The 12244-nt window shown below is 42.4% G+C and carries 11 protein-coding genes; 4 read left to right on the forward strand and 7 right to left on the reverse strand.

All coding sequences use genetic code 11. The features are described 5' to 3' along the window. Positions 1-25: 25 nt before the first annotated feature. The gene (locus RHM67_RS12320; protein ID WP_322227048.1) at positions 26-643 is read left to right on the forward strand and encodes a TetR/AcrR family transcriptional regulator; all 618 of its coding nucleotides are present in this window, start codon (positions 26-28) and stop codon (positions 641-643) included. Here the strand turns inward: RHM67_RS12320 and RHM67_RS12325 are convergent. From RHM67_RS12325 to RHM67_RS12355, 7 genes are all read right to left on the reverse strand, one after another. Next, a complete protein-coding gene (locus tag RHM67_RS12325) occupies positions 640-1053 on the reverse strand; it encodes an OsmC family protein (protein WP_322227049.1) in 414 nt (137 codons plus the stop codon). The two genes, RHM67_RS12320 and RHM67_RS12325, sit on opposite strands and share 4 nt — an antisense overlap. Positions 1054-1075: 22 nt before the next feature. Then, complete coding sequence (locus tag RHM67_RS12330) at positions 1076-1486, reverse strand: hypothetical protein (protein WP_322227050.1); 411 nt, start codon at positions 1484-1486, stop codon at positions 1076-1078. A gap of 38 nt (positions 1487-1524) precedes the next feature. Further along, positions 1525-2565, reverse strand: a complete 1041-nt coding sequence (locus tag RHM67_RS12335; protein WP_322227051.1) for a PorP/SprF family type IX secretion system membrane protein — start codon at positions 2563-2565, stop codon at positions 1525-1527. A 6-nt stretch (positions 2566-2571) separates the two neighbouring features. Beyond that, positions 2572-7785, reverse strand: a complete 5214-nt coding sequence (locus RHM67_RS12340) for a PKD domain-containing protein (RefSeq protein WP_322227052.1) — start codon at positions 7783-7785, stop codon at positions 2572-2574. Positions 7786-7960: 175 nt separating this feature from the next. Continuing rightward, positions 7961-9199: a nucleoside recognition domain-containing protein gene (locus RHM67_RS12345; RefSeq protein ID WP_322227053.1), complete on the reverse strand. Its 1239-nt coding sequence runs from the start codon at positions 9197-9199 to the stop codon at positions 7961-7963. Positions 9200-9334: 135 nt separating this feature from the next. Continuing rightward, the gene (locus RHM67_RS12350) at positions 9335-9550 is read right to left on the reverse strand and encodes a hypothetical protein (protein WP_322227054.1); all 216 of its coding nucleotides are present in this window, start codon (positions 9548-9550) and stop codon (positions 9335-9337) included. Between the two features lie 125 nt (positions 9551-9675). Then, the gene (locus tag RHM67_RS12355) at positions 9676-9810 is read right to left on the reverse strand and encodes a hypothetical protein (RefSeq protein ID WP_322227055.1); all 135 of its coding nucleotides are present in this window, start codon (positions 9808-9810) and stop codon (positions 9676-9678) included. Between the two features lie 90 nt (positions 9811-9900). Between RHM67_RS12355 and RHM67_RS12360 the strand changes: the two genes are divergently transcribed. The 3 genes from RHM67_RS12360 (at position 9901) to RHM67_RS12370 (ending at position 12233) form a co-directional block, all read left to right on the forward strand. Beyond that, a complete protein-coding gene (locus RHM67_RS12360; protein ID WP_322227056.1) occupies positions 9901-10329 on the forward strand; it encodes an OsmC family protein in 429 nt (142 codons plus the stop codon). An 8-nt stretch (positions 10330-10337) separates the two neighbouring features. After that, a complete protein-coding gene (locus RHM67_RS12365; RefSeq protein WP_322227057.1) occupies positions 10338-10556 on the forward strand; it encodes a maleylpyruvate isomerase N-terminal domain-containing protein in 219 nt (72 codons plus the stop codon). Positions 10557-10871: 315 nt separating this feature from the next. Next, entirely contained in the window at positions 10872-12233 is a 1362-nt protein-coding gene (locus tag RHM67_RS12370; protein ID WP_322227058.1) for an OmpA family protein, read from the forward strand. The last annotated feature ends 11 nt before the right edge of the window (positions 12234-12244 follow it).

The raw sequence follows: 12244 nt of genomic DNA on the forward strand, positions 1-12244 counted from the left end.
AAAAAGTCAGGACAACTTTAAACAAATGAGCGCAGCTAACGATCAGCAAGACATAAAACGCGAAAAAATATTAGAGGCTTCGCACCAGCGTTTTCTTCATTACGGCTATTCAAAAACCACTATGAACGAAATTGCAGGTGATCTTTCCATGTCTAAAGCATTGCTTTATTATTACTTCCCCGATAAGAGTGAATTGTACATGGCTGTTATGCGTAAATTGGCCTCAGACTACCTGAAACAGCTGGAAGATAAGTTTGGCCATTTTGATGACCTGCGTGATGCGTTTCTTTTTCAGGTGAACACCCATCACAATTTTATCGTGAATAACTATAACTTCTTCGACTATTTCCGCTTGAACGAACAAAACCTGCCCGATACCATTTGGGAAACCGTAGGCCACATCAGGAATGCCGAAATAAAGCTTTTGGCCAACGCCATACAATCTGAAACCGAAAAAGGTAATATTGCATCTATAACTAACCCAATAGAAGTGGTGGAGGTATTTTTAGATGCCTTACACGGCATTAAAGTAGGTGGCGCGCTTCCACAAAAAAAATTAAACTTTCCCCATCGCGAAGATTTAGAAGAGATCCACAACAAGCGCCTACTGCTGATAGATATATTTGTTAAAGGCTTACGTTAGGCTTCTTTCAAACTTGTGTTTATTGCAATATTGCCAACCAGTATTTTATGGATGGGGCAGGCATCTGCAATTGTTATTAAGCGCTTACGCTGTTCATCGTTTAGTTCACCTTTAAAAGTTAGCTTACTTTCTACCGTTATCCCGCTTTGATTTTTAAACAGATCAAGATCAACTGTTATCTCATCCACTACCCACATTTTACGGTTGATATACATCCGCAAAGTTATTGCGGTACAACTGGCCAGGCTGGCAAGCAATAAATTATATGGAGACATACCAGTGTTTGTACCCCCAATATCCACGGGCTCATCAGCAATTATCGTATGGTTATCGCTTGTAACAATAGTTTGGTATTGCGTATGAGCAATGCGGGCCTGTCCGCTAAGTACAAATTCGTTTTCGGCTTCCATACCAATAAATTTTATGCTGATTTTACCTACTATCCTGGTTCAAATTAATTAATGACCAGTTGACCTTTCTTGCACCTGCACCACCATTGTATTTAAGTTCGATAGTAAAATCGGTTCGTAAACTTTCACCGTCGCTGTCTTTAATTGTGTAAAAGGACTTTATCACGTAAACCGAGTCGGATTTTTTGGCAAATTTATAATTGGAATCTGAAAAGTTAACATTTCTTGAAAGCGTTGTAGGTAGTATATATTGCTTGGCAACGTTATAAGCCAGGTCGCTGTCAGGTAAACCGCTAAAATTGTTTACAGTACCAGACAATGCGAATTTAGCCAGCAAAGCGGCAAAAACCAACACAAAAACCACAATTAACCACCCTGCCTTAGTAGCCGATTTTTTCTTAACTACTTTGTCCTTTAGGTAATTTTTAGCCATTAGATATTAGATCGTATAAAAATGCAAAAAATAATGGATCAATAAAAATCATAACAACGGCTTGCGCCAAAAAATTTATGTTCGCCGCCAGACCGTGAGGGCAGGGTAGTTTCATACCCAATGCTACCCTCTGTTGTGCCGCTGGTATTGCTGTAATTTAAACCTCCGGCAGGTACATCATGGCTTACGCCGAAGCGTACTTTTTCGCCACCTTCTTTATTAATAAACAGGTCAAAAATTAGCGATACCACAAATGCGCTTGGCCCGCCCGAACCGCCGCTGCGGTACCACGCGCCTACATTTATACTGCGGCGTTTGTATTGCATACCCGCGCTGATAGATTGCGCCTGCGCCTGTTTATAAAATACTACCGATGGGATGATGTACGATTTATCATCATCGTCCATATTATCATCGCGTGTGAGGTTATATCTAAAACTGGCATGTAACGTTTCTCTCATTGGTAATTTTGATGGCGTACCGGTAAATGACTCGTTAGGGCGGTTAATGTGCTGTACTGCACCGCCTATGTTAAAGTTTTTTAATGTTAAATTGATGCCTGCGCCCGAATCAAAAAAGAACTTGTTATTAAACTCGGGCCTGTCTGCGCCGGTAGGTACACCTGGGTCGTAACCTAAGCGTGGGTCTATCTGGTCGCCAAAGGCAAGCTTGCTAAAATCCACCGAACGGTTGGTTACCCCCGCCTGCAAACCAAACGACAGTACAAAGTCTTCGGATCCTACACTGTAGGAATATATCCCGGCGATATTGTTCTTATTTAGATAAGCCGAGCCTTCGCTGTTGCGGGTAAATATTAAACCCAGGCCCCCGCCAAACTCGGGTACTTTATAATCGATAGAGGCAGATAAATAGGAGAGGGCACCCGGTATGGAGGTATATTGGTTACGGTAAATCAGGTTCATGCGCAGATCGCCCTGGAACTGGCCGTTCAAAGCCGGGTTAAGGTAAATAGGCGAATTAAAAAATTGCGAGTACATATGATCTTGTGCCGATGCCGTAAAGCACAAAAGCAACGCCACTATTAAAAGTAAAAGGTAATATTTAGCCGCTCCCATCATGCTCACTTATCTAATTAAATGTATATAGCCGCTCCGTTTAGGCAGCGAACCGTTGTACGACATTCCCTTCCACTCGGTGCCGTTAATAAATGTGGCTGAAGCCTGCCATATATAAACGCCCTGCTGCACAGGCGCGCCTTTAAATGCCCCGTCCCAACCTTCTACAGGTTGCCCGTTACCGCCCAGGGTAGTGGTTTGCCATATTAGCTGGCCCCAATTGTTAAATATTTGCAGCTGCCATTTGGCAATGCCCGATCCTTTAGCCGTAAACTTTTGCAGGTCTGTTGCCCCATTACTTGGCTGAAATGCATTTGGGAGGTATAAAAAGCCGGGTATACCGGTAATTTCTACTTGATGTTTAATAGTGCTGGTACAACCGTTTTCATCAGTAATATTTAATGTTACATCAAATTTACCTACGTCGCCATAAGTATGACTAACGTTGCGGCCGGTAGCTGTTTGTCCATCGCCGAAGGTCCAGTTCCATTGTACAGATTTGCTAAATTTAGTTGCATCCGTAAACGTAAAGCGGTAGTTAGGTATTGCAGTAGTAAAGCCCGGGCTTGCAGTAAAGTCTGCTTCGGGTTTAGCAAATACGGTTATCCAATCCTTTAAAACCTTCACATCTTTACAACCGGTATTAGGGTTGGTAACGGTTAATGTTACTGTATACGGCGTGTTACGTGTTGCATAGGTGTGTTTTACATTAGTATATTCGGTTGAATGTACTGTGCCATCACCAAAATCCCAATCGTAAGAAAGGTCGCTTGCCTGCGATGCCGCATCAGAAACGGTGGTATTTGTAAATGTAAACTCAAGATCATCACATTTACCTATTGTTTTGTCGGGTTGAAAATTCGCTGTTGGCACATCATATACCACTATGCGGTTAATTTCTGTCGATTCTACCTCTCCGACTCCGCACGAACTGCTGGAGGCTATTATGGTAATATCATAAATACCGGGTTTTGGGGGTGAATAGAGTTTGTTTCCACCTAATATGACATCGTTATATGTATTTAAACCATCGGTGCTTTTAATGTGAAACCTAAAGCTTTGCCCACCCGATGATAAATTAACAAGATCGAGCTGCAATGGGAAACATCCTTTTTTTACATTGTCTTTGATATACATCTTAGCAACAATATCTATCGGTGCTACCGAAATAGGTATAGGCCCGAATGTCCCCGTATTACCGCAAAAATCCTCTACGGTCATGGTTATTGTATAAGTTTGAGGGTTTACCGGTGATACGATATTAAACTCGGGCGCTGCTATAGGATCGAGAATTGTTTTTATAGGCACGCCATTTTCATCACGCAACACATAAGTGTATTTTTTATATGCAGCCTTAGAGGTATTTAATAACGTTACAGAAAATTTACCGCAACCACTTGTTGTACTTGGGGTAAAACTTGGTGCAGGCGTAGCCGGATGAACTGTGATTACTGTTTCAAATGGAGGCCTTGCAGTACAATTTATAGTGGTGGTTAATTTAACAATATATTTTATATCAGCACCTGATGGATCTGGTTTGAAATGATGTAAAGGACTTATTTCAATACTCGGAGATGAGCCATCGCCAAAATCCCATAAAAATATTACTCCCAGGTATTGCGGCGAGGTATTAGTAAATTGTACATCGTACTCACCGCAGTCTTCGGTTTTAGTTTGTGTAAAGCTTGGCGGTACATCCGGCAAATCGGTAATAGTGACAGTAGCAAATGGGCTATTACAAGGCAGCGCACCGTTTATCGTCCAGCGGAAGATGTAATTAGTACCACCTATCAATCCGGTAACCCTTGTTTGTGGGTTTGATGGGTCGGCAATTACTACACCCGGTATAGGTGGGCCTTCTAATATCCAGGTACCAGTAAACGGCAACGGGCTATTAGCATGTAAATTTACAAAGGTTACATTACACGGTGTTTGAGGCGGGCCGGCATCGGGCATTACAGGCGGTTGGTTTACTGTAATAGTAGTTGCAGTTGATGCAAGTGGGGGCACACATAAACCGCTTTGCACTATAGCCCTGTATTGTGTGGTTCGCGTTAAATTTGAATAAGTTTGGGTAGATGCTGTGTTATTAGGATTAGTTGTTGTCCAATTTACACCCCCATCTATCGACTGTTCCCATCTTAAAATATTACCCACATATCCCTGTAAAAGAACAGTACCACTGTTACTTCCTGCACATACAGCCGTTGCACCGGTAGTTATACCCGGCACGGTTTGCAAATCATTTGTTATCGTTACAAAAGCTTCATTTGACGGGCAGGTAGCGGCAGCTGTGATAGCCCAGCCGAAGGTATAGGTTTGGCCCGGTACTAAGCCCCGCGCAGTTGTATTTGGTTTTGTATCATCATCAAATGTAACCCCTGTTTGAGGCGAGGTTAACCGCCATTTACCCATCCCGGGTGATGGGTCGTTAGCATTGAATTTGTAAAAAGTTTGCGCACAAATACGGTCATCGGGGCCGGGCAATGATGGTTTTGGTAATGGTTTTACAGTTATAACCACTTGCTTGGATACACCCGGGCAAGTTCCGTTGTAGGGTGTAATTGTATAAGTAACCGTGCCAGGTAATGCAGAATTGTTAACCAATACATCTTGTATACTTGTCGCCGAAAAAGGTATTGTCTGGTCAATGTTCCCGGTAATGCCCGTATCAGCAGTACTTTTCCAGGTGTAAGTTGTACCCGGGATGCTACCGGAAAGTGAAATATTTGCCGGCTGGTTGCTGCAGATCTCGGTGCTAACTGCAGTTGCGGTAACTATTGACAGTGGCCCAACCGTAAGTGTTAACTGGAATGGCGTACCCGGGCAACCATTAAGCGTTGGCGTAATGGTGTACGTTACAACCGCGTTGGCATTGGTATTATTGGTAATAATGTCATTTATGGTAGCACCGCTGCCTGTTGCGTTAAAGCCGCTTGCTGTACCAGATGTTAAGGATGCCGCCCAGCTGAAAGTTGTTGTCGGGTTAGCCGACGTAATATTATAAGTGAATTGCGCCCCGCTACAAACCGATTGTGTATTTACACTGGTTACTGTGGCTTTTTTAACAAGGGTAATTAATACCGTACTTGTTATTTGATTACAAGGATTTGCAAGCGATGTAGTTGCTGTATAAGTTAATAGCACCTGCCCTGCATTTATATCGGCGATGTTTGGGGTGTAAGTTGTATTTGGCGAATTTGGTGATGAGAAAACTCCCCCGGTCGGGCTTGTCCATTTAACAGCCGTTACCAGTCCGCCAACTCCTGGTGTGCCGGTTAAAATTACAGGGGTGCCCTCACAGATATTATTTTGAGGAGGCCCGGCCGATACAGTTGGCGCGGCTACAAAAGTTAGCTTTTGTGAATTGCTCGCCGGGGCGCCGCAACCATTGGTATGTGTTGCAGTAACCGTATATACATCGTAATCGTTAAAGGTGATGCTTGGATATTGGCTATTTGCTGTAGTGCCGTTTGCAAAAGCAAAAGTACCACCGGCTGCGCTTGTAACTGTCCATACATAAGTTGTGGCTGAAGGCTGGGCAGTGCCGGTTAAAGTTGCTTTGGTAGACCCGGCTGTGGGGTCAAAACTTAAGGTTACGCCTTTACCGCACTGGTTGGCATCTGGTGATAAAACTGCCGTGGGGGCATCGTTAACTACAATGGTTTGAGTAGGACCGGTAACCGTTCCGCAGCTAAGGGTGGTTATATCAAGCCTAAACTTGTAAACACCAATCTGGGTAAAATTAAAATTAGGTGTTTTGGCATTAGCGGTAAAGCTAACCCCGGTAGCGGGGCCACCAACCAGGTTCCAGGTGTAAGTTGTGTTTGTATTACAAACTTCATCAACAACAGATGTATTCACCGGCGTTAACGGGCCGGTAGCAAGGCAGTATGTTAGCGGGATGGTGAAATTTGGCGTTGGTGACTTCTGGACACAAACCTGCTTAGTGAGGTCATTAGCATCACATAAACCGTTATTATTCTCGAACCTAAGCGTTACATCGTGATTGCCGCTGCTTGTAAAAGTATATACAAACGGAGTTGAAAATGGCCTGCCGGTTGCAATGATTACGCCATCTACCAGCCATGTGTAAGTTGCAGCAATGTTCCTGCAATCGGTAGTGGTGCTGTTAGGGTCATCACCAGGCACCGAGTTATTGGTGAATATTACTGGGCTGCCTAAACACGCTGCAATAGGGGCAACAAACCTATTTTGTGGTTGCGCTAAAACTTTGGCATAAGTAGTTACAGGTTGGGTGATATTTGTACAATAAGGGCTTGTAGGTTGTATATCTATCTGGAAAACATTTTTTTGGTTATTTGCCACATTACCACATGATGATGATGTATAAGCATGTCCAACCTTACCATTTGCAGCTACAATCTCGCAAAGGGTGTAAGTGCTCGTCGAGTTATCGCCCCATTTAATATTATAACGTAAGCCCGGATAATTGTTTTGGATCCCATTATTACCTGTGATGACAACATTGTATTCGAGTACATTACCGGCTCCCAAACACACACTGCCGTTACCGGTAATGGTAAAGCTGTTATTGGCTACGTTATTTATCAACTGATATGATTTTGTACCTACAATGCCCGCAAGAATAGTTTTTACGGTAACTGTGTAGTTAGCTGTTTTCGCTGCAAATGTTCCATTTATAGGAATAGTACCCTCGCTGGCTTGAGTTAGTTCGTTAAAAAAAGTAGCTGTTGCCGGGTTTCCGCCATCAGATGTATTAGTAAAAATATAATTACGGTTTGCTCCATTACAAAATCCAAAAACTTCGGGGTCTATAGCCGGGTTTATCTGATTTGAGGATGCACCTGATTTTATACCTGCAACTGCATTTATTGTAAATGATGCAGATACAGAACTTAACAAAACAGGGATACTTGAAACAACACGAACCTTATAGTTTGCACTGGCAGTTACCGAATTAGGAATAACACCATTTACAAATGTGGCATAAAACCCGGTATACGTACCAATATTAGTAGGTGAACCAAAGTTGCCCGCGGCGTCAGATAATTGAAGGGTATAAACATTAGATGAAGCAGTAATGCACCCGGTTACATTGAATGGTACGCTAATGCTCGATCCCTGCCCGTATGGCCCCGGGTCAACAGCACCCACAGTAATAGTTTGTGCCGAAGCTGTACCTATTACCAATAGGTAAAATATAACAAGAAATAAACGTTTAGTAAAACTTTTACCCATCAATCACTATTCAAAACCAATTAATACAGACCACCCAAGTAACCGAAATGTTGCAAATCTAAATGCTTCTATGCCTATAAACTCTCGTCTATTGCACCTTTATACGGATTAAAATCTGCTGTGTTACAACAGAATCGAATATAATGTAAACCCGAAGTGGGCTTCCGGGTATTGTTTAGCCAAAAAACAAATACGATATAAATATAGCCGCGATAACGCCTGCAAAATCGGCCAGTAAGCCTGCCGGGATAGCATAACGCGACCGTTTAATGCCTACCGAACCAAAGTATAAAGCTACGATGTAAAATGTAGTATCGGCAGAGCCGTTGAACACAGAACCTAAGCGGCCCGCAAAGCTATCAGGCCCGTAAGTTTGCATTACGTTTATCATCATGGCTTTTGAGCCAGAACCACTTAATGGCTTCATATAAGCTACCGGCATGGCATCAACAAAACGTGTATCTAAATGGGCTTGCGTTGCTGCCCAGCGTACACCGCTGTTCAGGTACTCTAATGCACCACTGTTACGGAAAACGCTGATGGCAACTAACATGGCAACAAGGTAGGGGATTATCTTAACCGATACCTCAAAGCCGCCTTTGGCACCATCTATAAAACTTTCAAATACGTTTACCTTTTTATAAAGCGCCCCTAAAATAAAAACGGTAGGGATCAAAAAGATAAGCAGATTGCTGGATACTTTAGATACGGTTGTGATCTGTTCTTTATCCAGATATTGGGTAAAGTACCAAACCAATGCAAGTATAAAAGCCGTCATCCCGCCAATCCATGTTAATATCACCCTATCAAACAGGTTTATTTTTTGCTTGATGGCCACGGCAATCATCCCAACAATTGTGGCTACATATGTGGCTATTATACAGGGTATCAATACATCGGCAGGGTCCTTTGCATGCAATATAAAACGCTGCGCAATAATAGTTACCGGCAGCAATTGCAATCCCGATGTATGCAGCACCAGAAACATGATCTGCGCATTAGAGGCGGTTTCTTTATTGGGGTTAAGTTCCTGCAAACTGTTCATGGCTTTTAAGCCAAGCGGGGTAGCGGCATTGTCCAACCCTAACAGATTAGCCGAAAAATTCATCATCATTTGCCCGGTTGCAGGGTGTTTTTTGGGCACTTCGGGGAACAAGCGGCTCAGGAAAGGGCCTACAATACGCGCCAGGAAATTCATGGCACCGGCCCTTTCGCCAATGTTTAGGATGCCCAGCCACAGAACCATATTACCTGCAAGGGGTAGGGCAATGTCCATTACCGAGGCTTTAGAGCTATCGAACATGCCATCAACCAAAAGCTTAAAAGCTTCTGTATCACCCAGGAAAACCAGTTTGCAAAATGCAATTACAAATGCAATAAGGAAAAAGGCTATCCAGATATAGTTTAAGGCCATAGAATGTGATTAACGGCATGAAGTTAATTTTTTTTGAATAATTTACCACGCTGAAATCCATTTAAAATCAAATGTTTGCTTCGCGATAAAAAAAGCATTCTATCTAAAACACAGCGCTGTCTAAAACCAGCTGCATTAATTGTAAGCTGTGATACCCTTATCGGCCACTATTCTTAGCGTGTATTCGCGGCGGGTGGGGTTGTAGGGTACAGCATCGTTTACCATAATGTAGATGGTGCCAAGGTCTTTCACCACAATGGTTTGTACATCGGGCGTGCTGCTTTCTTTGTTGATGTATTGCGATACCGAATTGTAGATCATATTATACTGCCCCAGCTCATTGGTTTCCATCTCAATATACATCCGCCTGCCATCCACACGTATGCTGTTTGTAACATAAGTGCCTCCGGAGATCTTTAGTTCGTATTTGCGGGTGCTCTTTTTATCGTCCTTTTTGGTAAGGGTATAACCTTTGGCTACAAAAAGGTATCGGCCTTGTTAATGTTATTATGGAGCAGGTAACTCAGGTCGTCGTACGAGATCAGGTTGGTTTGCGAATAGCCTGTTGTCGCGAAGCAAAAGAACATAATGGATAACAATAGCTTTTTCATGTTAGCACTTTATGTAATAAACGTGAATATATGGCTTTGGTATTTTAATATTCTGCCAAAAGCCTAACTTAGCATAATTAATACATTACTATGCCTACTATAAAACTATCCCGCGTTAGCGGCGAATACGGCTTTGAAGCCACAGACGAATATGGCCATACTGTACGTATGGACAGCAGTGCCGAAAGTGGCGGCCAAAACTTTGGCGTGCGCCCTATGCAAATGCTTTTAATGGGTTTAGGCGGATGCTCGGCCATTGATGTTATTGCTATCCTAAAAAAACAGCGCCAGGATGTTACCGATTATAAAATGGTGATTATTGGTGAACGCGAAGCAGGTAAAGAACCTTCGCTTTGGCAAAACATCATGCTTGAGTTTCATATTTATGGCGATGTGGATGAGGATAAGGCTAAAAAGGCTGTTGAGTTATCGCTTAATAAATATTGCTCTGTAGCTGCTACGCTTTATAAGGCTGCTGCCGATATTCAATGGAAGGTAATAATCCATCCATCAGAATAACCAAATAAATGGGGCAGGCGATACCTATACCAACCTTGCACTTATTCCCGGTACTGGATAAGTTGCTGATAGACCTGCTTTTTTCCTTATCTCCGGAAGAATGGAACAAACCCACTGTTGCACGCCTGTGGACGGTTAAAGATATTGCAGCGCACCTGCTTGATGGCAGCGTGCGCTGCATTGCCCTTTTAATACCCAACTACCTTCGCCACACCTTAAACCAATAAACAACTACCCAAAACCGGGGCACTAACTGTATTTAATACCATAGCGGTTATGGCTTAAATAAGCCCGCATTGTATATTTTTGGGGTCACTTGTATATCTCCTATAAACTTTATCGACGATCATCTTGACCTTTTTATTTAAACAGTCAAAGTTTCGGTATAATCTGCTATTACATAGCATTTTATTCGTGTTTTATATAAATCAAGTTCATTTTTTAATTATAGCGTATAATACTAAAAGTACTTAGTGGCATTAATGTTGGTATGTGCCATGTGTCCGGTTATCCAGTTTAGCGGACATACAAATTTTAACAACATGAAAATAAATTTAAAAAAAGCATCCCTACTGCTTACCGGTTTACTTGCAGGTAGCTCTCTTTTCGCACAAACCGATTCGGTTAATACACAAAACTATGTAAAGCCATTTTCTGGCGGCCCTGTTAAAACGTGGTCTATAGGTATCCACGGTGGTTTGTTAACACCTTTCACAATTTTTGGCGCGAATGGCCGTCAGGATTTTCGCCAGCCACAATCTGAGTTTGGTTACGGTGCTTACATTAAGAAACAATTTACGCCAACATTTGGCTTACAGGCTGATTTCCTTCGTGGTGAAGTTAGCGGTCAAAGGGGCCAGGACGGTGTAGGTACACCAACAAGCTTTAACACTAAAATGAACTGGTCTGGTGCTTTAAGCACAAATATTACTTTAGGTAATATCAGTTGGTTTCATGCTAAATCATCTATCCAGCCTTACTTAACTGCAGGTGCGGGCTATATGAACTATAAAACCACTACTACTAATGTTGCCGGTGTTACAACCGCATATACGAACGGCGCAGGCGAAAATTCAATCAACGAATTTTTTATACCGGTAGGTTTAGGTTTCAAAATCAACTTAGGTAGCAACATAAACTTAGATCTTGGTTATCAGGTTAACTTTGTACAGTCAGATAACTTTGATGGTTACAATGTAGGTAATACAAATGACAGGTTCTCTTACGCTCACGCAGGTTTAGAGTTCTTATTAGGAAGCTCTAAAACACCTAACATGGCTACTTACAACCCGGTTAACTCAATGCGTACCGAGTATGTATGGCAGAATGCACAAACAAAAGCTTTATTACAAGCACAAATTGATGCAGAAAAAGCTAAAAACGATCAGTTACGTAATGACCTGAACACTACTAACGCCAACTTAGCTAAGTTAACTGTTGATAGCGATGGTGACGGTGTATTAGACATTAACGATAAATGCCCTAACACACCAGCAGGTACTAAGGTAGATGGTTCTGGTTGCCCATTGGCTAAACCGGTTGTTTACATCACCGAAGAAGACAAACGTGTTGTTAAAGACGCGATCAACAACCTTGAATTTGATTTGGGTAAATCAACTATCCGCAATAAATCATTCCCAAGCTTAGACCGTGTTGCACGCTTATTAACTGATAAAAACTTCAGCTTGAAATTAGCAGGCCACACAGATAATACCGGTTCTGATGCCTTAAACTTGAGGTTATCTAAAGACCGTTCAGAATCTATCAAAACTTATCTTGTAAGCAAAGGTGCTAACGCATCACGCATCGAGGCTACTGGTTACGGTGAAAGCCAGCCAATTGCTACTAACAAAACAGCAGCAGGCCGTCAGCAAAACCGTCGTGTAGAGTTCACTTTATACTAAGGGATAGATTC

This window comes from Mucilaginibacter sp. 5C4 (assembly GCF_034345625.1).
Taxonomy (GTDB): domain Bacteria; phylum Bacteroidota; class Bacteroidia; order Sphingobacteriales; family Sphingobacteriaceae; genus Mucilaginibacter; species Mucilaginibacter aurantiaciroseus.

Bases quoted from the DNA above. Each gene is read 5' to 3' on its own strand.
- RHM67_RS12320 (WP_322227048.1), top strand. From the start codon at position 26: ATGAGCGCAGCTAACGATCAGCAAGACATAAAACGCGAAAAAATATTA.
- RHM67_RS12325 (WP_322227049.1), bottom strand. From the start codon at position 1,053: ATGGAAGCCGAAAACGAATTTGTACTTAGCGGACAGGCCCGCATTGCT.
- RHM67_RS12330 (WP_322227050.1), bottom strand. From the start codon at position 1,486: ATGGCTAAAAATTACCTAAAGGACAAAGTAGTTAAGAAAAAATCGGCT.
- RHM67_RS12335 (WP_322227051.1), bottom strand. From the start codon at position 2,565: ATGATGGGAGCGGCTAAATATTACCTTTTACTTTTAATAGTGGCGTTG.
- RHM67_RS12340 (WP_322227052.1), bottom strand. From the start codon at position 7,785: ATGGGTAAAAGTTTTACTAAACGTTTATTTCTTGTTATATTTTACCTA.
- RHM67_RS12345 (WP_322227053.1), bottom strand. From the start codon at position 9,199: ATGGCCTTAAACTATATCTGGATAGCCTTTTTCCTTATTGCATTTGTA.
- RHM67_RS12350 (WP_322227054.1), bottom strand. From the start codon at position 9,550: ATGGAAACCAATGAGCTGGGGCAGTATAATATGATCTACAATTCGGTA.
- RHM67_RS12355 (WP_322227055.1), bottom strand. From the start codon at position 9,810: ATGAAAAAGCTATTGTTATCCATTATGTTCTTTTGCTTCGCGACAACA.
- RHM67_RS12360 (WP_322227056.1), top strand. From the start codon at position 9,901: ATGCCTACTATAAAACTATCCCGCGTTAGCGGCGAATACGGCTTTGAA.
- RHM67_RS12365 (WP_322227057.1), top strand. From the start codon at position 10,338: ATGGGGCAGGCGATACCTATACCAACCTTGCACTTATTCCCGGTACTG.
- RHM67_RS12370 (WP_322227058.1), top strand. From the start codon at position 10,872: ATGAAAATAAATTTAAAAAAAGCATCCCTACTGCTTACCGGTTTACTT.